Source organism: Pseudomonas abyssi (genome assembly GCF_003444685.1).
Taxonomy (GTDB): domain Bacteria; phylum Pseudomonadota; class Gammaproteobacteria; order Pseudomonadales; family Pseudomonadaceae; genus Halopseudomonas; species Halopseudomonas abyssi.
This window is the reverse complement of the sequence record NZ_LMAZ01000004.1, coordinates 394,395-418,157: the sequence shown is the minus strand read 5'-3', so window position 1 is coordinate 418,157 and position 23,763 is coordinate 394,395. Positions and strand designations below refer to the sequence as shown.

Below are 23,763 nucleotides of genomic sequence, written 5' to 3'. Positions count from 1 at the left end.
TGCGTTCAAGTCCCGCGCCAGTAACTGCCCTAGTCTGGTGCGCAGGCATCTGCCTGAACCAATAAAAACAAGAGGACGTGACTATGCAGTACACCCGACCGGCCTGCCTATTGGCGGCCGCCCTGCTTGTGTCTGGCTGCAAGATTGGAGGGAGTGGCGGAGGCAGTGACAACGACACCAGCCCGTCGTACAGCGCTACCATCGAACGCACCACCTATGGCATCCCACACATCAGCGCCGACACCATTGGCGGCGCCGGCTACGGCCATGGCTACGCGATTGCCGAAGACAACCTCTGCGTACTGGCCGACGCCTATGTGACCTTCAATGGCGAGCGCTCGCGCTATTTCGGACCAGACGAACAGGCTGCCATCATGGGCACCTTCGGCACACCGACCAACCTGGAAGCCGACTTTTTCTTCCGCTTCTTGCTCGACGAGCAGCAGCTGGACAACTTCACCACCGCGCAACCCGACGATCTACTCGAGCTGAGCGCAGGCTTTGCCGCCGGCTACAGCCGTTACGTCGAGGAGATTCAGGACGGACAACACCCCGACCGTCATCTGGATTGCCGCAACGCCGAGTGGCTGACCACCATCACCGAAGCCGACGTACTGCGCCGCCTGGTAGCGCTCAACCTGGCCGCCAGCAGCGCCAACTGGGTGGAAGAAATCGCCGCCGCCCAGCCGCCGTCCGCCAACGCTCGCATGTTGCGCAGCCTGCCCAGCGAGGAGCCGGAAATCGATTCGGACCGCTTCCTGCTTGGCCGCGAAGCCGGTATCGGCAGCAACACCTTTGCCTTTGGCGCAGACGCCACCGAGTCTGGCGGCGGCCTGCTGTTTGCCAACCCGCACTGGTATCTGCTGGGCGTTGACCGCTTCTATCAGGTACACATGACCGTGCCCGGCGTCATGGACATTTCCGGCGCCGCCATCATGGGCGCGCCCATGGTACTGATGGGCTTCAACGACAACGTTGCCTGGGCACACACCGTATCGACCGCTCGGCGCTTTACGCTGTACCAGCTGCAGCTGGTAAGCGGCGACCCGACCAGCTACGTGCAGGACGGCCAAAACGTTGCCATGACACCGGTCGAAATCACCGTGCAGGTGCAACAGGGTGACGGCAACCTGCAACCGGTCACACGCACCATGTACCGCTCCGAGTACGGCCCCATGATCAACCTGAGCGGACTGGGTCTGCCCGCCTGGGGCAATCAGGTCGCCTATACCCTGCGTGACGCCAATCTGGAAAACACTCGCGCCTTCCAGAACTTCTTCGCCTGGGACCAGGCCAAGTCGCTGGACGACTTCTACAACATTACCCGCGAGTACGTTGGCATTCCCTGGGTCAATACCACGGCCATTGGTCGCGGCGACCCGCGGGCGCTGTATTCGGATATCACCGTGGTACCCAACGTACCGGACAGCATGCTGGCTACCTGCCTGGTGCCCGGCGCGGGTGAGGCGGTCATGGCAGTGGCACCTGGACTGCCCCTGCTGGACGGCAGCCGCGCTGCATGTGACTGGCAAACCGATGCAGACGCGGCACAGCCCGGCGCCTTCGGCCCCGGTAACCTGCCCAGCCTGTTCAGCCGCGACTACGTCGCCAACATGAACGACAGCTACTGGCTCAGCAACCCGGAGAATCCGCTGACCGGCTACGCCGGCATCATCGGCCGCGAGGATTACGAGCAGAGCCTGCGTACCCGCATGGGCCACACCCTGGTGCGTGACCGCCTGAACGCCAGCGACGGCCTGAACGGGTTCCTGGCCTCCAGCGACAACCTGCGCGAGATCGTGCTCAACAGCCGGGTCTACAGCGCCGAACGCCTGAAGGACAGCGTGCTTGGCGTGGTGTGTGATGCCAATGGTCCAGAGCGTGAACAACAGGCTTGCCAGATCCTCGGCAGCTGGAACGATACCGGTAACCTCGACACCGTGGGCGCCCACATCTGGACTGCGCTGTGGAATCGCATTGAAGACCTCGACCTGTACGCCACTGCGTTTGACGCCGACGATCCGGTCAACACGCCGGACGGCCTGAGTGCCGACAGCAGCCTGCATGATCAGCTCAAGGTCGCCTTCACCGAGACCCTGGCCGATCTTGAGAACCGCAACATTGCGCTCAACGCGCCGCTGCGCGAGGTGCAGTTCTACCTCAAGCCCGGCGAGCAGATCCCGCAGTATGGCGGCGAAGGCAACGAGGGGTACTTCACCGTGCTGCGCAACTCCTACATGCACATTGTGGAGTTTCCGGACGGCGAGCCGGTCAGGGCCTTCACCCTGCTGAGCCACTCCCAGTCCACCGATCCCACCAGTCCGTACTACGCGGACTACACCCAGGCCTATTCCGACAAGCAGTGGCTGGCCTTCCCCTACACCGCCGAGGATATCGCTGCCAATCTGGAGAGCAGCATCCAGATCAGCGAGTAACCCACCCTGCGACCGGATGCAGTGCCATGCGCTGCATCCGGCGCGCCCTGCGGCATTGCTGCTGGGCATCGCCCCTTGCATCGGACTAAACTGGCACAATACTATCGTCACGCCATGGATGCAGGGTGTTGTCTTGATGAAAGCCGCCACAGGGAGTATTGCTGCTCTGGCAATCATTGGCGCAGGGTGTCAAACCGCTGTCGCCGCGCCACTCAAGGATGTACCTGTCTCTCAGGTCGGCATGCTGCTGCTCTCGTGCGCACTGCTGCTGGCCGCGCACGGCCTGAACCAGCTGCGTCGCCGGGCCCAGCGACGCCACAAGGCCACCCTGGCCCTGCTTGACCACCAGCAAAACCGCTATCGCAGCCTGGTCGAGAATCTGCATGTCGTGAGCTGGGAAATGACCTACCCCTCACTGCGCTTCACCTACGTTTCCCCCCATGCAGCCGACCTGCTGGGCCTCCCCATCAGTGACTGGCTAGCACCGGATTTTTTGCTTGCACGCTTGCACCCCCGCGACAGCGTGCGGGTACAGGAGCAGCTCAGGCAGCAGGCTGATGGTGGCCAGGGTCGCAGTTTCGACTTTCGGCTACAGCACCCCTGCGGCAAGGCCACCTGGGTACGCGCCGTGATCAACAGTGTCAGCGCTGAGCAATACGAGGCGGTCGCCCTGCAGGGGCTGCTGATCGATATTCAGGAGCAAAAGCTGGTTGAGCAGGCGCTACGCACTTCGCAGCAGAAGTTTGCCTCGGTGTTTCACAATTGCCCCGACGTCATTGTGCTGGCGAGCGCTGACGACGGACGGCTGCTGTCGGTCAATAACACCTTTGAGGATCAGTTTGGCATTCCTGCCGCAGCCGCCCTCGGCCGAACCGCTACCGAGCTAACCATCTGGGCCGACCCCAGCTCCGGCCCCGCGCTGCTCAAGCGCCTGAATACCCAGGCTGAAAGCAACGTGGAGGTTCAGTTCCGCCGCCCCGACGACAGCCAGTTCACTGGTTTGCTGTCCTCCCGTGCGGTGACGCTGGAGGAACGCGCCATCCTGATGGTCGTGATTCGCGACATCTCCGCGCTCAAGGTCACCCAGGAACAACTACGCCTGTCGGAACAGAAGTTCTCCCGAGCCTTTCACGCCTCTCCCGACGGCTTGCTGATTACCCGCGCCAGCGACGGCATGCTGCTCGACGTCAACGACGGTTTCACGCAAATCACCGGCTACAGCCGGCAGCAGGCGGTCGGCAACACTACCCTGGCACTGCACCTGTGGAGCATCGCCGAGGACCGTGACCGCATGATCGAGACACTGCAGCGCGAAGGTCGCGTACGCAACATGCTGTCTCAGGTAACCAATGCCAACGGCGAGGTGCGCCAGGTCGAAATCAGCACCGAAGCGATCAACGTTGATAATCAGGACTGCATGCTGAGCATCGCCCGCGATGTCACCGAGCGCATCGCCATGGAGCGCTCACTGCGGCAGGCCGCTACCGTCTTCGAGAACACCAACGAAGGTGTGCTGATTACCGATGCCAACAGCCGTGTGGTTGCTGTCAACCAGGCGTTCACCCGCATTACCGGCTACCCGGAGAGGCTGCTGATCGGCAAGCCCTTGGGCTTTCTGAGCAGCCAGACGGAAGACCGACACATCCTGGAACAGGCCTCCGCCGCCGTGGCCGAGCACGGACAATGGCAGGGCGAAACATGGAACCGCCGAGCCAACGGCGACCTGTATGCCGCCTGGATCAACATCAGCCAGGTGCTCAACGTCGACGGCAGCCTCAACCACCTGGTCGCGGTATTCAGCGACATCACGCCACTCAAGCAGACCCAGGCCAGACTGGATCACCAGGCCCACCACGACCCGCTCACCGGACTGCCCAACCGTATCCTGTTCGAAACACGGTTGCGCGATGCGCTGCACACCAGTCAGCTCAACCCGCAGCCAGATCTGATCGGCGCGCTGTTGTTCATCGACCTTGATCGCTTCAAGCAGATCAACGACAGTCTTGGCCACTCGGTTGGCGACAGCCTGCTGCAGTCGGTCAGCAAGCGGCTGTGTTCGGTCCTGCGTGAGGTCGACACCGTAGCCAGACATGGCGGCGACGAATTCATCGTGCTGTTACCCGGCCTGCACAGCGACGGCGACGCCGCTGCGGTGGCCGACAAGCTGCTGGCCTTGTTCCGCCGCTCGTTTATTTGCGCCGGCCACGAATTCTTTGTCAGCGCCAGCATCGGCATCAGCCTGTTCCCGCGTGACGCTGAGGATGTAGACAGCCTGATCAAGCACGCCGACGCCGCCATGTACCGGGCCAAGAATCAGGGCCGCAACCGCTATGCCTTTTACACCAGCGACCTGACCGTCAGCGCCCAGCATCGCATGGAGATGGAAAACGACATGCGCCGCGGATTGGAGCGCAACGAATTTATCCTGTACTACCAGCCCAAGCAGGATCTGGCCTCCGGCCACCTCAACGGTGTCGAGGCACTGGTGCGCTGGCAGCACCCGCAGCGCGGGCTGGTTGACCCTGACCAATTCATTCCGCTGGCGGAGGAAACCGGGTTGATTGTCGACCTGGGCCGCCGCATCATCGACCTCACCTGCGCCCAGATCGCCGCCTGGCGCCAGGCGGGCCTGGCACTGCCGCGCGTCGCCATCAACGTCTCCGGGGTACAACTGGTCGGCACCCAACTGGTCACCGACCTGCGGCGCGCCCTGAGTGAACACCAGGTTCCAGCCAAGCTGCTGGAGCTGGAGATTACCGAAGACTTTGTGATGAACCAGAACCGCGAAGCCATTCATCTGCTTGAGTTGTTCCGCGATATGAACATTCAGCTGGCCATCGACGACTTTGGCACCGGTTACTCCTCGCTGGCCTACCTCAAGGAACTGCCGCTGGACACCCTGAAGATCGACCGCAGCTTTGTCTCCGGCCTGCCAGGCAGCCACCACGACGCTGCCATTAGCCAGACCATTATCGTGCTGGCGCACAACCTGGGCATGAACGTCGTCGCCGAAGGCGTAGAAACGCCCGAGCAGCGGCAGCTGTTGCTGGAGCAAGGCTGCGACAGCGTGCAGGGCTACCTCATCAGCTCGCCACTGCCACCCGCCCAATTCGCCGCCGCCTTCCTCAAGGCAGTGCCTAGTCACCAGAGCTCGCACCCCGTATAATCCACCGCGTTATAAAAGCAAGGGCCTATAGCTCAGTTGGTTAGAGCAGGCGACTCATAATCGCTTGGTCCCAGGTTCAAGTCCTGGTGGGCCCACCATGCTTCCCTCCCTCGGCAGTTCTGCCCCATCGCCTCAGCCAGCGTCTATGCTATACAGAGCAACTCCCAACGCCAGCCGTCGCAGCAGGAGAGCCTTGTGAAATACGCGCGCCTGTGTGCAGCCCTGTTAGCGCTGACACTTGCCCCAGCCGCCCTCGCCCAGCCATACCGCGTGGTGACCGAAGAGTGGGCACCCTACAACTTCCAGCGAAACGGCGAGATCGTCGGCATCGCCACCGACATTATCAGGGCCATCATGACGCGGACCGGCGACCGCTTTCCGCTGGTAATGCTGCCCAGCATGCGTACCAGCCGAGAGCTGCAGCAGCGTCCTCATACCATCATGTTCTCGATGTTTCGCACCGCCGAGCGCGAGCCGCTGTACAAGTGGGTAGGGCCGCTGCTGGACGAGGCCATCTATCCTTACCAGAGGGCTGATGCAAAGCCCGTCAACTCCCTCGAGCAGCTGTATGCGGCGCCGCGCATCACCACCCGGCACGCCGGCCTGGTGCCGACCAGCCTCGAAGGCATGGGCTTTAGCAACCTCGACAAAAGCGCGGTTGGCACCCAACAGCTCTATCAGATGCTGCTGGCCGGGCGCACCGATATCATTGTGGGCGACACGGACATTGGCGTCGCGCATTACAGCAGACAGTTTGATATTGCGCCGGGCACCCTGCGGCGCATCCCCATCCAGCTATTGCACGCGCCGCTCTATATCGCCTTCAGCCTGGACAGCGAAGACCGGGTGGTCGACGCCTGGAGCGCTGCGCTGGAGCAACTGCGCAGCGACGGCGAGCTGCAGCGTATCGTCGACCGTTACCAGTCTGCGGCCCAGGCTCCGGCCCCGACAGACTGAACACAGCCGCCTCAGGCAGCACGCAGCCAGCGGGCCAAGCCAATCACCGCCTGCTCCGCGGACCTGCTGACACCGGCCCAACTGCACGCCAGCATCAGGTTGCGCGGCAAGCCAAAGTCCTCTACCTGAAAGCCATCAGCGCAGCGCCCCTGGCTATCATGCGGGATCTGCTCGATCAGCGGTTGCTGCTCGGGGAAATAGGCCCATACCGGCTTACCCAGCGCGCAGGCAAAACCCACCTCAAACACCGTGCCCGAATCAGGCTCGGCGCCGCGGAAGCAGGCCAGATTGGCGAGGACCGCATCGGCGCTGCGCAGCGCCTGCAGGTTGGCATCGCAAATCCATTGCGCCGGCTGGGTTTCCGTGGCCGGCACTTGCGCATCCAGTGGATAAAGCCCGCGCAGGCCATGCTCGGCGCACAGCTGTTTAAGATAAGCGCCGCGCGCCAGCGCGTCGGGGTGAAATACATCGAATCCGGCCAGGTACACCGAAGGCACAGGCTTCTCCTGCAAGATCAAATCGAAGGGGTCAGGGTGGCCAACACGGCGGGCTCGTCGACATCCAGACAGACGCCAGCATCAGCCACCGCCAGCACCTTAACGCAATCGGCATGGGCCCGCACAACCGCGCGGGCGCCGACGTCGCCCTGCAGCGCCAGCAGCTGCGGCCAGAAACGCCGCCCAAAGAGCACCGGGTGCCCCGCTTGCCCCTGCCAGTGCGGCTGCACAATCAGGCCCGAGTCGCTCGCCGCGATCAGCGCCTGCAGCGTGCTGTCCTGCAGGCAGGGCATATCCGCCAACAGCACGGCCACACTCGCGGCGCCGCCTTGCTGCAAGTGCTGCACGCCCAGCACCAGCGAGCTGGCCATGCCTTGCGCGCTGTGGGGGTTGAACAGGACATCGACGCCTTCAGGCACGCCCAGGGCAAGCGGGTCATCGCCCTCGCGTAGCACCAGCGTGAGCTGACCGAATGCACTCAGTGCTCGCTCTACGGCGGTCTGCAGCAGGCTCTGGCCGCTGGCCAACGGCGCCCGGCGCTTGTCGCTACCAAAACGCTGGCTACTACCGGCAGCCAGCATCAGTGCCGCCACGCGGGTAGTCAGGGCACTGCATCCAGCAGCATGACTTCGCGCTCGGCGATCAGACCGTCCAGCGCCTTGCCCATCGCCAGATAGTGCGGCGCCTGGCGGTGTGCCTCAATGGCCGCCATGTCGGCCCACTGTTCAACAAACACAAAGCGCTGATGATCGCTGCGGTCATGGTGCAGCACATAGCCCCGGCAACCGGCTTCGGCACGGGAGGGGGCAACGGCGCGGTGCAGAATACCCGCAACCTTCTCTGCGGCGCCGTCAGCAGCGCGCAGTACGGCAACAATGGTGATGGTGTCAGACATCTAGCTATTCTCGTTCAAGGAAAGGGAAGCAACCCGGGCGTGCCGTTCAACGGTGACCGGGTCATGAATGGCCGAACGCCGCGCTTGCAGCTTACCGCCCTGGCGCTGGTGCAGCACCGCGGTGATCTCGGCCAGCACCGACAGGGCAACGGCCTCCGGGGTATCGCCGCCCAGATCAAGCCCAACCGGATAGTGCAACTGCCTTGGCAGCGGCCGTTCGACGCCGGCCAGCAGCCGCTCGGTACGCTCGCGCGGCCCCAGCTGACCGATGTAACAGGCCGATGAACGTAGCGCGAGCGCCAGCCAGCAGGCATCCTGCTGCAGGCTATGGGTCATGATGACCACGGCGGCGTCTTCCAGCAGTGGCATCAGGTGCTCCGCCGTCGCCAGGTCCTGGTGCAGGACCACATGGGCATCAGCAAAGCGAGAGGCTCGCGCAAAGTGGGCACGGCTATCGACCACGGTTACATGCAGGCCCTGCAGCCGCGCCATGCGCACCAGCGGCTGCGCGTCATGACCGCCGCCAAAGATCACCAGGCGCAGAGCGGGCCGCAGCGGCTCAACCAGCACGTCCAGCGACGTGCCGTCAGGCAGTTCAAAGGCATGCAGACTGGCCCGCCGGGCATGCCACGCCTGCTCCAGCACCGGCAGCAGTAGCGCCCGCACCGACGCCGGCAGATTGCCGCGCAAGCCACCGTCGCGCTCCAGCAGCAGGCGCTGGCCAAGCCACTCCGGTTGCCCCCCGTTGACCACGGTGGCCAGCAGCTTGGGCACGGACAGGTCGCGACAGGCCTCCAGCAACAACTGACATGCAGGCGAGTGCACGCGCTCGAACAACAGGTGCACGGTACCGTTGCAGCCCAGACCAAAGCGCACTGCCGCGTCGCCGTCCTCGGCATCCTCGGCGGTGCTGTAGCTGCGCAGCGCCGGGCCACGCTCGGTCAGCCACCAGGCGGTGCGCGCCACTTCGCTCTCCAGACAGCCGCCACTGACCGTGCCAGCGGTCTGCCCAAGCGCGTTGATCAGCATGCGCGCGCCAGGCCGGCGATAGGCGGAGCCCTCTACCTTGACCACAGTGGCCAGCACGGCCTCCTCGCCCAGCGCCTGGGCCGAGTCGACCGCCTCCAGCAATTGCTCCAGCCCACTCATACCCGCTCTCCAAACTGGCTCAATGGCCTGTGTTGCCGCGCCGCGCGGCGACGTCGTCAGCACTCAGGCTGGCGCCAGTCTGGCCAAAATGCTGCAGCACAAAACTGCCGACGGCAGCCAGTTCGGCATCCTGATAGGCCTTGGCAAAGTTGGGCATCTGCTGGTCCACCCGCAGCTCAGGCGCCGTATGCCCGCGCAGCAGGATATTCAGCAGGTTGGTGCCGGCCGGGTCGTTCACGGTCTTCAGGCCGGACAGGGTCGCCACCGGGCTCTGCGTGCCGCTGCCGTCCCAGCTGTGACAGCCCGCACAGGCACCGGCAAACAACTGGCCACCCAAACCGGCATCACTCACCGGTTCAGCACTGGCCGACACCGGGTCAGGACGCTTCACGCCCTCGCTCTGCGGCTCGGTGGTGAGCAGGTAGGTCGCGATGGCCGACAAATCGTCGTCACTCAAGTGACGCAAGCTGTGACTGACCACATCACCCATCGGCCCACTCGCTACACCTTTGCCCGGGGCATAGCCCTTGCCAAGGTAGCTGACCAGCTCGGCGGGCGACCAGGCACCAATACCATGAGCCGGGTCGCTGCTGATGTTGTAGGCCTGCCAGCCCTGCACCAGATTGCCGGCCAACGGCTGGCTGCTGCTCAGCGCCTGGGCAAAATTGCGCGGCGTATGGCACTCACCGCAATGGCCAGGGCCCTCTACCAGGTAGGCGCCGCGGTTCCACGCCTCGGACTGAGACGGATCAGGCTCAAAGCGCTCGTTGTCGTGGAATACCAGGTTCCAGAAGAACATGCCCCAGCGCTGGTTGTAGGGGAAACTCAAGGTGTTCTCCGGCACTGTATTGCTGACCGGCTCCAGGCTGAACAGATAGGCCTTGATCGCCTGCACCTCGTCATCCGGCATCAGCGTGTAGGAGGTATAGGGAAACGCCGGGTAGTAGCGCTTGCCGTCCTTGCCGACACCCTCGTGCAGGGCACTGAGGAACTCGGCATCACTCCAGTCGCCGATTCCGGTTTGCTGATCCGGCGTAATGTTGGGCGAATACAGCGAGCCGAACGGCAGCTTGAACTCGACACCACCGGCAAAGGGCTCGCCGCCGGGTACCGTGTGGCAGGCCACACAGTCAGCGGCTGCCGCCAGATACTTGCCGCGCTCGATCAGCGCCTGATCATCGGCCTGTACGTGCAGACTCAGGGCGGCCAGAGCCAGCCCGCCAAACAGGGTTTTGCTCGAATGCATGGCTCAGGCTCCTTTTACCGGGAAGTATCCAGCGCGGCTCAGCGGCAGACGGCGCAGGCGCTCGCCACTGGCAGCCGCCAGTGCATTGAGCAATGCCGGGCCGATCAGCGCAGTGCCGGTCTCACCGACCCCGCCCGGGTCCTCGCTGCTGGGCACGATATGCACCTCGACGCCAGGCGCTTCATTGATGCGCAGTTGCCGGTAGTTGTGGAAGTTGCTCTGCTGCACCTGCCCCTGCTCAAGGGTAATCTCGTTGAACAGCGACGCTGACAGGCCAAACAGGGTGCCGCCCTCAATCTGCGCCAGCACCGAGGTGGGGTTGGTCACCAGGCCGCAGTCGATGGCGCTGACCAGGCGCTTGATGCGAACGCCCTTGTCCGCTTGCACTTCCAGCTCGACCACGGTCGCAACGAAACTGCCGAATACCGCGCTCACCGCGATGCCTCGGCCCTGCCCGGCAGGCAACGGCGTCTGCCAGTCGGCTTTTTCGGCGGCCAGTTTGAGCACCGCCTGAGCACGCGGATGCTGGCCCATCAGCGCCAGTCGATAGTCAACCGGGTCCTTGCCCGTCTTGTGCGCCAGCTCGTCGATAAAGCACTCCAGCGCCAGCGTGCTGCGCAGCGGCCCAACGCCCCGCCACCAGGACACCGGGATCGCCTTGGGCTCCTCGCGGATGTAGTTGACCTGCAGGCTGTCCAGCGCATAAATCGGGTCGATCGCCACTTCCACCGCATCGCTGTCCACGCCGCTCTCCGGCAGGCTGCCGATGTAGCGCGCCAGCACCGAGGCACCGGCGATGCGATGCTGCCAGCCCTGCAGTTTGCCCTCGGCATCGATTGCCGCGGTCAGGCGATCGACATAGTGCGGGCGATACATATCGTGAGTCATGTCTTCTTCGCGGCTCCAGATCAGCTTGATCGGATAATCAACCTGCTTGGCAATCGCTACCGCCTGGGTAATGAAGTCAAAGTCCAGCCGCCGGCCGAACGCGCCGCCGATCAACTGGTTGTGCACCTGCACACGTTCCAGCGGCAGACCACTCACCGCTGCAGCGGTCTGCTGGGCGAACGCTGGCACCTGGGTGCCCACCCACAGCTCGCAGGCATCGGCGCGCACCTGCGCCACGCAGGTCATGGGCTCCAACGGTGAGTGCGACAGGAAAGGTTGCTCGTACACCGCCTCGAAAGTGCTGGCCGCGCCACTCAGCGCCGCGTCGATGTCGCCACTGCTGTGCGCGACCACACCATCCTTGCTGCTGGCGCTGTGCAGCGCCGCATCCAGCTGCTCGGAGTCGATGCCCGCGTGCTCGCCCAGATCCCACTCCACGGTCAGCGCCTTGAGTCCTTGCTGGCAGGCCCAATAGTTGGTCGCGGTGACCGCCACGGCGTTTTCCAGGGTGACAACGTCACGCACGCCCGGCACCTGCCGCGCTGCGCTGGCATCAACCGCTTTGAGCTTGCCGCCGTACACCGGGCAGGTCAGCGTGGAGGCCACCAGCATGCCCGGCACCTGCAGATCGATGGTGAACTGCGCCTTGCCGCTGACCTTGTTCGGGGTATCCAAACGGGGCGCCGGCGTGCCCAGCAGACGGAACTGTTCCGGCGTCTTGAGCACAACCGACTCCGGCAGCGGCAATGCACTGGCGGCATCCACCAGCTCGCCGTAGGGCAATTGCTGGCCAGCAGGGCCGTGCACCACGCCTTCACGCGCCTCACACTGCGCGGCATCCACACCCCAGCGCGCCGCCGCAGCCTGAATCAGCAGTAGCCGCGCAGTTGCCCCGGCCTCACGCAGCGGTTGCCAGGAATGCCGGGTGGAGGTGGAGCCACCAGTGGCCTGAAACTGCATCAGCGAGTCGGCATACAGGTCGCTGTCCGGCGGCGCATCCTCGACACTGACCGACGACAGCGGCACCTCCAGCTCCTCGGCCACCATCATCGCGATGCCAGTATGCGCGCCCTGCCCCATTTCGATCTTGGGCGAAATAACCGTCACCAGGCCGTCATGCCCAACCCGTACATAGGCGCCGTAGCCCCGCGGCGCCTGATCCCCCAGGCGCCCGGCGGCGGTCACCTCGGCCGCTACGCTGTGCGGGGTAAAGCCCGGCAGCCAGGTGCTGAGCACCAGCCCGCCCAATGCGGCACCTGAGCCTTGCAGAAACCGCCGGCGTGATACGCCATTGTCTGACGGGCTCATGCGGCACCTCCGGCATCCACGTCCTTGATCGCCGCGCGGATGCGCGTGTAGGTGGCGCAGCGGCACAGGTTGCCCGCCATGCCCGCGTCAATTTCGGCGTCGCTCGGCGCGGGCTGGCGCTGCAACAGCGCGGTAGCCGACATGATCTGCCCCGACTGGCAGTAGCCGCACTGCACCACCTCATGGTCCAGCCAGGCCTGCTGCACCTGGGCGCCGAGCGCAGACTGACCAACAGCCTCGATGGTGGTAACTGCCCGGCCAGCAGCCGCGCTGACCGGCAGCACGCAGGAACGTACCGCCTCGCCGTCCAGGTGCACGGTACAGGCACCGCACTGAGCGATGCCGCAACCGAACTTGGTGCCGGTCAACCCCAGCACGTCACGCACCACCCAGAGCAGCGGCATATCATCAGGCACGTCCAGCTGATGCTGGGCACCGTTCACGGATAACTGAATCATTGGAACCTCGTCAGGCTACGGGTTTCTTGGTTTTTTCTAATCAATCTAGCAGCTGTGGCAGGTGTGACACAGATAAAGGCCAGCCTCAGGAAATGAGACACTCAGCGACGCTAAAGCCGCGTCCCGCCACTGCGCAATCTACAGACAGATGGGAACAAGGATAACCAGCGCGCCGCGCCAGCCGATAGCCCAATACCACGGCAGCCTTGCACGATCAGGCAATAGCGCCGTCCGACTGACCGCCGGCCTGCAGGATCATCGCCAGTGCGCGTTGCGCTGGCGGCGAGAGCGTGCGGTTGGTCAGTTGAATGAGGTGGCTGCGCAGTTGATAGCTCCGCGCGGGCAGTTCCGGGGCAAGCCGCTCCGTCAGATCCAGCAGGCGACCGGACTGCACCTCTTCGCCCAGCCAGCCCTCCCAGGTGTACAGCAGACAATCGCTGTGCAAGACCGTTTCACGCAGCAGGTGCAGATTGTTGCAGCTCATCAGCGCCGGAGGGCGAGTCTCGGCCGGCAAGCCCAGCAAGGCAAACAACTGCAGCACCGAGGTATCGTCCAGCAACGCCGCCGACCAGGGATACCCCAGCAGGCGTTGAGGCTGAACCGGTGAGTCTGCCACCAGCAACGGATGCCCGCGCCGACAGTAGATGGCCGTCTGTCTGGAGGGCAATGCCGTGACCTGCAGGCGCGGATCCTGCAAGCGCAGGTCTTCGTGCCGTTCGCCAGTCCCGCCCACCAGAAACTCGATACGCTCCTGCTCCAGGTGGCGCAGCAGGTTTTGCCAATGGTCGACCTCCACATTCAGGCGCAGGCCGGGGCACTCCCGACGCAGCCTCGGCAGCACCGTCTGCATGAAGCTGTGTGCAGCCATCAGCCCTACGCCAAGGTTGAGCTCGCCGCCTTCGGCATTAGCCAGGTACTGGGCAGACGCGTTGAGATTGTCAGCACGTCGCAGCAGGTCGCGGGCCTGAGTCAGCAGCTGCCGGCCCGCCGCCGTCAGCTGCACGCTGCGCGTGCCCCGATCAAACAAACGCAATTGCAGGTCACTCTCCAGCGACTGGATGCTGCGGCTGAACGCCGTCTGGGACAGGTGCGCACGCTTGGCGGCACGCGAGAAGTGCAACTCCTCGCTGAGCAGTACCAGATGACCGAGACGCCGCAGGTCTATTGATGAACTCATCGCATTAATAACCAACTATAGATGCATTGGACTATCCATATAGCACCAACCGATACTGAAAGAACAACAAGAGCAAAGGAATCCATCGCATGAAACCAGCGACACGCCGGCAGCTCGGCTGCCTTACCCTGCTACTCGGCAGCCTGATGACCGGCCCCGCCAGCGCACAAACGCCGCTGGATGCCAAGGCCAGCGACCCGCAGGTCATGGGCTGGATGCAAGGCTTTCCGCCGGCCGCCGACAAACAGGTGACCTTCAACAACTATCTGCGTTTCCCGCACACCCGCTGGGCCTTCTCGCACATTCGTGAACTACTGCCGACCGCTACGGTGGGCCGCACGGGCACGGCCGCCAGCCCGCTGCCGCAGGCGCCACGCACGGATATCGACGCACTTGAATTCCAACTGGCCGACGGCACCTCCATGACCTGGGCCCAGTCGCTGGACGCCAACTACACCGACGGCATCATCGTGCTGCATCGCGGCAAGGTGGTGTACGAACGCTACATGGGTGCATTACAGGCCGATCGCCCGCATATGGCCTTTTCAGTCACCAAATCGTTCATCGGCACCCTGGCCGCGATGCTGGTCGAAGAAGGCGTGCTGGATGAACAGGCGAGCGTCGCCAGCTATGTACCGGAGCTGGCAGACAGCGGCTTTGGCGATGCCAGCGTGCGTCAGGTAATGGACATGACCACCGCCATTCGCTACTCGGAAACCTACACCGATCCCGGTGCAGAGATCTGGGAGTACTCCCGTGCCGGCAATCTGATCCCGCGTCCGGCCGACTACAAGGGGGCAACCTCGCTGTACGCCTTCCTGCAGAAGGTCCAACCCGAGGGGCAGCACGGCGACGCCTTCGCCTACAGAACGGTCAACTCGGACGTCCTGGCCTGGGTGGTACAGCGGGCCACCGGCACCTCCTTTGCCGAGCTGCTGGCGCAGCGCATCTGGAGCAAGCTGGGTGCGGAACAGGATGCCTATATCGTGGTGGATCAGCTGGGCACCCAGTTTGCCGGCGGCGGCATGAATGCCAGCCTGCGTGACATGGCGCGCTTTGGCGAAGCGATGCGCAACAACGGGCGCTTCAACGGCCAGCAGATCGTGCCCGAGGCGGTGGTGGCCGACATCCGCGGCGGTGGCGATCCGGGCAAGTTTGCCAGCGCCGGCTACACCACGCTGCCCGGCTGGAGCTACCGCAACATGTGGTGGGTGGCCGATGCCGAACAAGGCATGTTTGCCGCACGCGGCATCCACGGGCAAACCATCTATGTCGATCCCAGGGCCGAGATGGTGATCGCCCGCTTTGCCTCCAACCCGGTCGCCGCCAACGGCGCCAACGACCCTGTCTCCCTGCCCGCCTACGCCGCCTTGGCTAAATACCTGAACGCGCGCTAGCGCGCCAGGCGGTAGAACAGATTGGGTTCGCTGACCACAAACAGCTCGCCGCGATCATCCAGGATCACGCCCTCGGGCTGGGGCATGGGCTCTTGCAGGCCCACGCCCCGCCCGAGCGAGCGCTGACTCAGCAGTTGGCCCTGCGGGCCGAGTTCGAACAGCAGGCGCGACTCATCACTGAGCAGCACCAGATGACCGCTGCGCGGCTCAACCGTGATGGCCGACAGGTCGCTGGACACCCCGGCGTCATCAATCCAGGCGGTCAGGTCCTGCACATCCAGCTGCAAGTCGCCCTGTAGTGTGCTGCGCAGCCCGGCAACCCGATACAGCCGCTGCGGGTCGCGCTCCTTGACCAGATACAGCAGATCGCGGCTACGGTCGTAGGCGATGCCCTCGAAACCCTTGTTGTCGTCTGACACGCCGATACCCAGCGTCAGCTGCCGGGCATCGGCACGGCGCAAGGGCGCATCACCGCTCGGCAGCGGCAGAATGCTGATGCGATGAACCCGTTCCTCGACAATCGCCAGCAGGCCATCGCCCAGCCAGGCCAGGTCTTCGGTGTCCTTGAAGCCGATCAGCGCGTGTTGCGCCAGCAGACTGCCCTGACGGTCGAGCACCAGCAACTGCTCAGGGCCGGAGTTGGTAATCGCCAGCAGACGATCATGGTCGCCGTCGTGGGTAATCCCCGATAGATCATCACCGATGCCGGCCACCACCACGGCGGGCAGGGTGACACGGAAGTCCTGCAGTGACAGCGCCGAAGGCGGCAGTGGCGTAGCGGGCCGCAGCCAGCCAATCATAAACACCGCCAGCATCAGTAATACTGCCAGCAGCGTCAGTGCGCGCATGCGCAAGCGCCAGCGCGGTGCGGACGCTACCAGGCGCTCAGATCTAGTGTGCATATCCACTCCCGGTCTTCAGACCGGGCATGATGCGCCACCCGCATGACAGCCGTGTGAACGTCCGGGGGGGGATCAGCGGAACGGCGGCTCGTCGAAACTGCGCAGCTTGCGCGAGTGCAGCGAGTCAAGCTGACTGCGCATCAACTCCAGCGCGTGAATACCGATATGCAAGTGCTGGGTCACCGCGCGCTCGTAGAACACACCCGCCGCGCCCGGCAGCTTGATCTCACTGTGCAGCGGCTTGTCCGAAACGCACAGCAGCGTGCCATAGGGCACGCGCAGTCGATAGCCCTGGGCGGCGATGGTGCCGCTTTCCATGTCCACCGCGATGGCGCGCGCCTGGTTGATCAGCGGGCGTTCCTGGGCCCAGCGCAGCTCCCAGTTGCGGTCATCGTAGGTCAGCACGGTACCGGTACGCAGGCGGCGCTTGAGGTCGTCTCCCTGCTCGCCGGTGACCTCTGCCGCGGCCTGTTGCAGCGCCTGCTGCACTTCAGCCAGCGCCGGCAGCGGAATGTTGGGCGGCAGTACCCGGTCAAGGATGCCGTCACGGCGCATGTAGGCGTGCGCCAGCACATAGTCGCCAATGGTCTGCGACTGGCGCAGGCCACCGCAGTGGCCAATCATCAGCCAGCAATGCGGCCGCAGCACCGCCAGGTGGTCGGTGATGTTCTTGGCGTTGGACGGGCCAACACCGATGTTGACCAGCGTGATGCCTTCACCTGGAGTGGCACCCTGCAGGTGATAGGCCGGCATCTGAAAGCGGTGCCAGACCACCGACTCGATGATCGCATGCATCTCGCCCTCGGACATGCCGCGCTCCACCACCACATTGCCCGGCAGCACCATGCGCTGGAAGCGCGAGTCGCTCAGCAGCATGTCCAGACCGTGACGAATGAACTGGTCAACGTAGCGGTGGTAGTTGGTCAGCAGAATCCAGGGCTGCACGTGCCGCCAGTCGCTGCCGGTGTAGTGCACCAGTCGGCGCAGGGAGAAGTCGGTACGCGCTGCATCAAACAGCGACAGTGGCAGCGGGTCTCGGCCTTCCCAGTCGTAGAGACCGTCGGCCGTACTGTCGTTGGCGGCGGACAGGTCGGTGCTCGGGAACACCCGCGCCAGCTCGGCAGCCGTCACGCCAGAAGAGCCCAGCTCATCGCCCTGCTCCACCACGTAGGGGTAGGGAATGTTGGCCTGGCTCGGCCCCACTTCCACGGTGACGGTAAAGTCGGACATCAACGGCGTCAGTTGATCCAGCAGATAGCTGCGAAACGCCTCGGGCTGGGTCACGGTGATCGCATAGGTACCGGGCACCTGCACCTTGGCATAGGCGCGCACACTGCTGGGCACCTCACCCTGACAGTGATAGGTCAGGCGCAGCTCCGGATAGCGGAAGGCGCAGCGGTCGGCTCCGGGGCTGGTGCGATCCTTGAGGTATTGCTTGAGCGCGCTGCGCAGCGCACTGGTGGCTTGCTGGTGCAGTGCAGCCAGGCGGTCGACAGCGGCCTCGGCAGAGTCGACCTTTACAAAATCATCGGGGCAAGCTGGGTTCACGGAAAACCTCTGTTCGGGTGTTCAGGGCAGACAACAAGGCACTCGGCAACCCGTCTTAGCTCAATGGGCGCAAGTGCCTGTGTCGCGAGCTATGGTCGTGACCGACGTGCTGATGCTCGTGGTCATCTTCTGTCAGAGACACCTGATTTAACTGTCCGTGCCGCACGCCGCTCTCGGCCATGATGCGCTCGGCCAGTTGGCGCACCTGCCGGGTTGGCCCGCGCAGGATCGAACTGGCCAGGCAGTGGTCGTGGTCGATGTAGGAGAGCAGCGTGGAGACGCTCAGGTCATGGTGCTCATGATGATGCCGGGCCAGGCGTTCGGCCAGCTCGCGCTGATGGTGATGGTAGACGTAACTGAGCGAGGCAACGCAGTATTCGCTCGGCTCCTGCGCCTGGCGGGCGCTTTCCAGTTCGGCGCGCAACAGGTCACGCATGGCTTCTGAGCGACTGCGATAGCCGCGCTCGGCGATCAGCGCGTCAAAAGCTTCGGCCAGTTCGCTTTCCAGGGAAATGGTGATGCGCTCCATGGGGTCCTCATGCGGGCAACGTCAGAATCCGGGTTCCCAGACGTTGTACCAGTGTCTGATCGTGGCTGGCAATCAGCATCGGCAAGTCGGTCTCAAGCAGACAGGCAAACAAGCGCTCGCAACCGGCCTGGTCCAGACCATTGCTCGGTTCATCCAGCAGCAGCACGCGCGGGTTCATCGCCAGCACCCCGGCCAGCGCCACCAGCCGCTGTTCACCGCCAGAGAGCTGCTGCACCGGCCGCTCCGCCAGATGCTCCAGCTGCAGCGAAGCCAGGGTACGCAGCGCCAGCTGGCCGGCCCGCTGGCGATCCAGTCCCTGATTGCGCGGCCCAAAGGCCACGTCATCAACCACCGTCGGGCCAAACAGCTGATCAACCGGATCCTGAAACAGCAACCCCAAGGGACCACGCAGCGGGACAAAGTCGGCTTCGACAGAGCGCTCGCAGCCAAATACCTGCAGGCGGCCGGCCTGCAGCGGAACAAACCCCAGCAACGCGTGCAGCAGACTGGTCTTGCCGCGCCCGCTGGGCCCAAGCAGACACAGCCGCTCACCTTCATGCAAGGCAAAATCGGGCAACCCGAGCTGGCGCTGCGGTCCGCGCGCCAGACGCAGGCCGCTGGCCTGAATCAGCACGCTCATAGCGACTCCTGCCCTGTAGCCACACCCACCAGGTCTGCCTTGCGGGCTGGCGCGCGCACGCGTTGCGCGAGGCCGCGGGCCTGCATCGCCTGCGCCACCCGCTCGGCACGCAGTAACGCATGCACCAGAATCAGCGCGACCTGCAGAGCCAGCACTTCCAGCGTGCGCCAGTTGCAGCGGGGGCGGAACCCCCGCGCCTGCATTGCCCGCTGCACCTGCTGGCGCGTCTGCTGCATGACACCGAGGTAGCGCACCGTCAGCAGCAGCAACTGCGCCAGCCGTGCGGGCATGCCCAGGCGCGCTGCCGCTGCCGCCACATCAAAGGCGTTCATCCCCGCCAGCAGGGCAATGCACAGCAGACCGGCAATGTTGCTGCGCAAGCTGATATGCACAGCCGCCTCGACACCTGCCGGATTCCACGCCAGGCCGCCACCCGTCCAATGCCAGGGCAACGTCAGCCAGACCAGCAGCACGAAGAGGTTCAGCAGCGCCACCCGACGCAGCAGCCAGCGGACTGAAGCCAGCCGCAGCACCGCCGCCACCAGCACGGCAACCCCGGCCACCAGCAGCAGCGCCAGCAATTGCCAGGTCTGCTGCAACAGGGCGGCCCCCAGTGCCCCGGCCAGCGCCAGCAACAACCGTTGCGGCGCGGTCATGGGCACAGCTCGCGGGTCATGTCGGGCAACATGCGCCACAACAGATTGAGGGCCAGCGCGCTGATCAACGCATCGACCACAAACACCGGCGCATGAGTCAGCACCAGCATGCCGATCAGATGGTCAAACAGCCGGCCACCACTCAGATTCAGCACCAGCGCGGCCACCACGGCAGCACCACCGACGCCGATCAGCCCGCAGCCGGCACCAACCAAAAGCAACCGGCGACGGCTCGGCTCACCGCGTAGCAGGGGCGCCAGCAGCACATGACACAGCAGCGCCGGCGCGGCCATGATCAGCAGGTTGGCGCCCAGCACGGTAAAGCCACCAAAGGAAAACAGCGCGGCCTGCAGCAGCAGCGCAACGAAGAACAACGGAAAAACCGCCCAACCCAGCAGCAAACCGGCCAGACCATTGAGAATCAGATGCACACTGCCCACACCCACCGGCATGTGCAGCGTACTGGCGACCATAAAGGCCGCCCCCAGCAGTGCCGCCAACGGCATGCGCGCCTCATCCAGACGGCGCACACCCAGTGCGATACCGCCCGCCGACAACGCCGCGCAGCTGGCCAGCACCGGCAGACTGAGCACCCCTTCGGCGATATGCATCAGAGTCCTCGACCGGATTGACGGCTGCGCCACAGCGCCCAGAGGCCGAGCACGCCGACCAGATAGCCGATGCCGCCCAACACGTCTCGCCACCACAGATGCTGCTCCAGGCGAGCGATATCCTCACGCAGCAGCAACAGGCTTTGATTACTGCCGCTGCTGCTCGGCACCTCACTGACCAGCGCCTGGGCGCGGTGCCCCTCCTCGCCCTCGGCAATAACCCGCATGCCACCGTCCTCGCGGGCGGCGAAGGTGAAACGGCCGTCCTCGCCGGTCTTGCTTTGCGCCAGCACCCTGCTGGCGTCTTCCGACGCCACCAGGGCCACGTAGATCGCAGCGGCCGGCGTGCCGTCGGAGTACAGCGCCAGACCGGACACCTGCCCCTCACTGTGCTGGGCGATCACATCCAGACCATGCGCCTGCACTGCTGCGGACGCCAGCCAGAGCAGCAACAGCAGCGCGGCACGCGTGAGCTCAGTCCTGGGCATGGAACACCAGGCTGTATTCCGTGCTGAGCTGGGTGTACGCCGGATTGTCGGCCACCGCCAGCCGTTGACCGGACCAGATGCGATTGACGCCACTGCGGGCGATCAGCACCGCGACACCCTTGGCGTCACTGACGGCATCGCCACCTTCCTCACCAAACGCCAGGGCAATGCCCTGCGCCGGCTGGCCGTCGATCAGCACTTTGAGCCGCACCGGCTGACCGGCGGCCGGAGCCTCGGCATCCAGCGGCAGCAGCTCGAAGGCCTGACCCTGTGGCTGGGTTGCCTGCGCGTCCCAGCGCGCAATGTATTTGTGATACTTGACCGCGTTGACCGCCGACTCGGCACCCTCGACCTGGTCCATCGGCAAGTTCTCGCTGCGGCCATCCGGCAGTCGGCTCCAGATGCCGTTGTTGAAATACAGCGTCAGCACCGACGCCGGCTCGGCGGTTTGCAACCGCACACCGGCTGCCAGGTCCTCGCGGGCGACAGCGACCGGCTCACCGGCAGCATCGATGGCGCTGACCTGTTCCAGCTTGGCCGGCGGAAAGTCTTCCAGCACGCCGGCATGCCCGCCAAAGCGGACAGCATAGCCGTTCGCACTGTCGGTCGACTCAAGCCACACGGTATGCGCACTCACCAACGGGCTGAGCAACGTCAGAGCGGTTGCCGCAAGCAGGCTGCGTAGGGGATAAGACATGGTAAAACTCCTTGTGCGCTAGGGTCAGAAACTCGCCTGGATGCCCAGGCTGACGCGGCGGGGCGCGCCGGTAGCATACCCGATGGTGGAGACGGTGGAGGCATAGACCTTGTCCGTCAGGTTCTCCACCGCCAGATAGGCGCGGTAGCCCGGGGTACCCGGAACCAAATAGGACAGCGTGAAGTCGGTCACCCGGTAGCCGCCATCGACCAGTTGATTGCTGGCGTTGACTGCATAATCACCGATATCGCGCAGTACCAGCGAGCCTTCCCAATCCGGCAGCGGGCGCCAGTTTACCTGCGCGGTGGTGGTGTGGCTGGGCACACCGGTCACCCGGTTGCCTTCCAGGGAAGCATCACGGTGCTTGCGAATCTCCGACTGCGCCGTCGCCCAGGCCAGCGACACATCCAGGCTGTCTGTCAGATACCAGTAGCCGGCCACCTCCACGCCCTGGCGGCGAGTCTCGCCAAAGTTCTCATAATCGCCAGCCGGGTTGCGGCCGATCTCATCACTGGAGTCGATGCGGTAGGTCGCCAGATCCAAGCCCAGATCGCGCCATGTCAGCGTGACACCCAGTTCAATCTGCCGGAACACGTTGGGCGACACACTGCCCGCGCCCAGCTCGTACTTGGCGGTATCCGGCGCAATGGCAAAGCCTTCGGCCCAGCTGCCACGCAGCTCCAGCCAATCCAGCGGCTGCGAGCGAATGCCCAGTTTGGGGCTGGTGTGGCTGACCGACGACATGCGCTCACACGCCGCCGTCGAGGTTTGCGCGCCTTGCAGATCGCAGTCGCCGGTAAACCGATCCCAGCGCAGGCCCAGGCTGGGCATGAACAGTGGGTGCAATTGCCACTGCATCTCGCCAAAAGCCGCCAGGTTGTTCAGGCTGAAGCGACGATCCAGCTCCGGCAGCCCGACCCGCTGGCGGTATTGGGTGTCTTCGTACTTCAGGTAGTCGGTGCGTTCACGATAGGTCTCGATGCCGCTTACCCAGGTCAGCGCCCTGCCCGCCAGCTGGCTGTCCCCGTTGAGGTTGAAGCCGCCGCCCAGCACATCGCGGTCGTAGGATTCTTCACGCTGGGTCCAAACACCGCTGACCGGGCGGGTAAACCAGCGGCTGAAGTCTTGGTTGGTGTGGTAGACAAAACTCAGCAGGCGCACATCGTCAGCCAGCTGGTAGTTGGTATCTAGCCGCAGGGTTCTGAACTCTTTCTCGCTGCCGTCGTTCTGCACGTCGCGGTAGACGCCATAGGGATCATGCCGGTAATCGGCGTAAGGCAAATAAGAGGGGTTGTCTGCCTCGGCCTGATGCAGGCGGGTCGACAGGGCCACTTCCAGATCAGGGCTCAGATCCAGCGCCCAGCGCCCGGCCAGGGTCTGACGCTCGGCCTGCGACTGATCGCGAAAACCATCATCATGGACCGCCTGCACAGCCAGGTTAAAACGCTGACGCTCGGCCTCAACGCCAGCGGCGGCCTGCAGGTCCAGCTTGCCGAACTCCGCCGCACTGACGTCCAGATCGCGGTAGTTACCGCCCCGGCGGCTCTGCAGCGTGACCGTGCCGGCCCGGTTGTAGTTGCCATACAGCGCCGATACCGGGCCACGCAGCACATCGATGCGCTCCAGTTCCAACGGAATGACGACGTTCAAATCGCCGTAACCATCGGCGTGGGACATGGCCTCGTTGAGCGGAATGCCATCGACGACAAAGCCGATGTCTCCGCCGTGCCCGCCGGCCCCAAAGCCGCGCAGCGAGATATTGTCCGCCACGCCCGGCAGCCCCAGCGTGCTGACATTCATACCCGGCACCTTGCGCAGCAGGTTTTGCACCTGATCAACATGCGCTTCACGAATATCGTCAGCGTACAGACGGGTGACGGAATAGGCTTGATCGGTGGTATCGGCCATGGCCTGGCCCTTGACGGTGATACTGGCCAGCGACACGGGTTCAATAGAGGCCAACGCGGGCAGCGGCAACAACAGGGCAGCCGCTAGCGGCGTAAGACGGGGGAACATCATCAGGCATCCTTATGCGAGGGTCGACCACTGCACCACTCGACCGCCCCGATAGGAGCAAGCCGAGCGCAAGTATGAACAAATTAGCAAAGTTCACACCAGG

General features: G+C 64.3%; 21 protein-coding genes and 1 tRNA gene. 5 read left to right on the top strand and 17 right to left on the bottom strand.

Annotated elements, in window-relative coordinates:
* Positions 1-83 precede the first annotated feature (83 nt).
* From ASB58_RS14775 to ASB58_RS14760, 4 genes are all read left to right on the top strand, one after another.
* Positions 84-2,435 carry a penicillin acylase family protein gene (locus ASB58_RS14775; RefSeq protein ID WP_118131401.1) on the top strand — a complete coding sequence of 784 codons (2,352 nt, stop codon included), beginning with the start codon at positions 84-86 and terminating at the stop codon, positions 2,433-2,435.
* A 136-nt stretch (positions 2,436-2,571) separates the two neighbouring features.
* On the top strand, positions 2,572-5,601 hold the full coding sequence (locus tag ASB58_RS14770) for a bifunctional diguanylate cyclase/phosphodiesterase (RefSeq protein WP_181977946.1): 3,030 nt from the start codon (positions 2,572-2,574) through the stop codon (positions 5,599-5,601).
* A 21-nt stretch (positions 5,602-5,622) separates the two neighbouring features.
* Positions 5,623-5,699: transfer RNA gene (locus ASB58_RS14765), tRNA-Ile, on the top strand.
* A 97-nt stretch (positions 5,700-5,796) separates the two neighbouring features.
* A complete protein-coding gene (locus tag ASB58_RS14760) occupies positions 5,797-6,558 on the top strand; it encodes a substrate-binding periplasmic protein (protein WP_118131399.1) in 762 nt (253 codons plus the stop codon).
* Between the two features lie 11 nt (positions 6,559-6,569).
* On the opposite strand, the gene ASB58_RS14755 is transcribed toward ASB58_RS14760, so the two are convergent.
* The 8 genes from ASB58_RS14755 to ASB58_RS14720 all read right to left on the bottom strand — a co-directional run bounded on the left by ASB58_RS14755 (position 6,570) and on the right by ASB58_RS14720 (position 14,176).
* On the bottom strand, positions 6,570-7,055 hold the full coding sequence (locus ASB58_RS14755; RefSeq protein WP_118131398.1) for a nucleoside 2-deoxyribosyltransferase: 486 nt from the start codon (positions 7,053-7,055) through the stop codon (positions 6,570-6,572).
* A gap of 17 nt (positions 7,056-7,072) precedes the next feature.
* Complete coding sequence (locus tag ASB58_RS14750; protein ID WP_235827307.1) at positions 7,073-7,648, bottom strand: nucleotidyltransferase family protein; 576 nt, start codon at positions 7,646-7,648, stop codon at positions 7,073-7,075.
* A gap of 8 nt (positions 7,649-7,656) precedes the next feature.
* On the bottom strand, positions 7,657-7,950 hold the full coding sequence (locus ASB58_RS14745) for a putative quinol monooxygenase (RefSeq protein WP_096004383.1): 294 nt from the start codon (positions 7,948-7,950) through the stop codon (positions 7,657-7,659).
* Positions 7,951-9,099, bottom strand: coding sequence for an XdhC family protein (locus ASB58_RS14740; protein WP_118131396.1), 1,149 nt, complete (start codon positions 9,097-9,099; stop codon positions 7,951-7,953).
* A gap of 19 nt (positions 9,100-9,118) precedes the next feature.
* On the bottom strand, positions 9,119-10,345 hold the full coding sequence (locus ASB58_RS14735) for a cytochrome c (protein WP_118131395.1): 1,227 nt from the start codon (positions 10,343-10,345) through the stop codon (positions 9,119-9,121).
* A 3-nt stretch (positions 10,346-10,348) separates the two neighbouring features.
* Positions 10,349-12,541, bottom strand: a complete 2,193-nt coding sequence (locus ASB58_RS14730) for a xanthine dehydrogenase family protein molybdopterin-binding subunit (protein ID WP_118131394.1) — start codon at positions 12,539-12,541, stop codon at positions 10,349-10,351.
* Positions 12,538-12,999 carry a (2Fe-2S)-binding protein gene (locus tag ASB58_RS14725; RefSeq protein ID WP_118131393.1) on the bottom strand — a complete coding sequence of 154 codons (462 nt, stop codon included), beginning with the start codon at positions 12,997-12,999 and terminating at the stop codon, positions 12,538-12,540. The genes ASB58_RS14730 and ASB58_RS14725 overlap by 4 nt, the downstream gene beginning before the upstream one ends.
* A 214-nt stretch (positions 13,000-13,213) precedes the next feature.
* The gene (locus tag ASB58_RS14720; protein ID WP_096004388.1) at positions 13,214-14,176 is read right to left on the bottom strand and encodes a LysR family transcriptional regulator; all 963 of its coding nucleotides are present in this window, start codon (positions 14,174-14,176) and stop codon (positions 13,214-13,216) included.
* An 89-nt stretch (positions 14,177-14,265) separates the two neighbouring features.
* On the opposite strand from ASB58_RS14720, the gene ASB58_RS14715 reads away from it, so the two are divergent.
* Positions 14,266-15,573, top strand: a complete 1,308-nt coding sequence (locus ASB58_RS14715; protein WP_118131392.1) for a serine hydrolase domain-containing protein — start codon at positions 14,266-14,268, stop codon at positions 15,571-15,573.
* Here ASB58_RS14715 and ASB58_RS14710 read toward each other — a convergent pair.
* The 9 genes from ASB58_RS14710 to ASB58_RS14670 all read right to left on the bottom strand — a co-directional run bounded on the left by ASB58_RS14710 (position 15,570) and on the right by ASB58_RS14670 (position 23,663).
* Entirely contained in the window at positions 15,570-16,475 is a 906-nt protein-coding gene (locus tag ASB58_RS14710) for an SdiA-regulated domain-containing protein (protein ID WP_118131391.1), read from the bottom strand. The genes ASB58_RS14715 and ASB58_RS14710 overlap by 4 nt on opposite strands.
* Positions 16,476-16,547: 72 nt before the next feature.
* Positions 16,548-18,023, bottom strand: coding sequence for an AMP nucleosidase (gene amn / locus ASB58_RS14705; RefSeq protein ID WP_118131390.1), 1,476 nt, complete (start codon positions 18,021-18,023; stop codon positions 16,548-16,550).
* 55 nt (positions 18,024-18,078) lie between these two features.
* Complete coding sequence (nikR, locus tag ASB58_RS14700) at positions 18,079-18,552, bottom strand: nickel-responsive transcriptional regulator NikR (RefSeq protein WP_096004392.1); 474 nt, start codon at positions 18,550-18,552, stop codon at positions 18,079-18,081.
* Positions 18,553-18,559: 7 nt separating this feature from the next.
* On the bottom strand, positions 18,560-19,192 hold the full coding sequence (locus ASB58_RS14695; protein ID WP_118131389.1) for an energy-coupling factor ABC transporter ATP-binding protein: 633 nt from the start codon (positions 19,190-19,192) through the stop codon (positions 18,560-18,562).
* Positions 19,189-19,848, bottom strand: coding sequence for an energy-coupling factor transporter transmembrane component T family protein (locus tag ASB58_RS14690; protein ID WP_118131388.1), 660 nt, complete (start codon positions 19,846-19,848; stop codon positions 19,189-19,191). The genes ASB58_RS14695 and ASB58_RS14690 overlap by 4 nt, the downstream gene beginning before the upstream one ends.
* On the bottom strand, positions 19,845-20,459 hold the full coding sequence (gene cbiM / locus ASB58_RS14685; protein ID WP_096004395.1) for a cobalt transporter CbiM: 615 nt from the start codon (positions 20,457-20,459) through the stop codon (positions 19,845-19,847). Before cbiM ends, ASB58_RS14690 begins: the two co-directional genes overlap by 4 nt.
* Complete coding sequence (locus ASB58_RS14680) at positions 20,459-20,947, bottom strand: HI_1622 family ECF transport-associated protein (RefSeq protein WP_118131387.1); 489 nt, start codon at positions 20,945-20,947, stop codon at positions 20,459-20,461. Before ASB58_RS14680 ends, cbiM begins: the two co-directional genes overlap by 1 nt.
* Entirely contained in the window at positions 20,934-21,644 is a 711-nt protein-coding gene (locus ASB58_RS14675; protein WP_118131386.1) for a DUF4198 domain-containing protein, read from the bottom strand. The genes ASB58_RS14680 and ASB58_RS14675 overlap by 14 nt, the downstream gene beginning before the upstream one ends.
* A 24-nt stretch (positions 21,645-21,668) precedes the next feature.
* Entirely contained in the window at positions 21,669-23,663 is a 1,995-nt protein-coding gene (locus tag ASB58_RS14670; protein WP_118131385.1) for a TonB-dependent receptor, read from the bottom strand.
* Positions 23,664-23,763 lie beyond the last annotated feature (100 nt).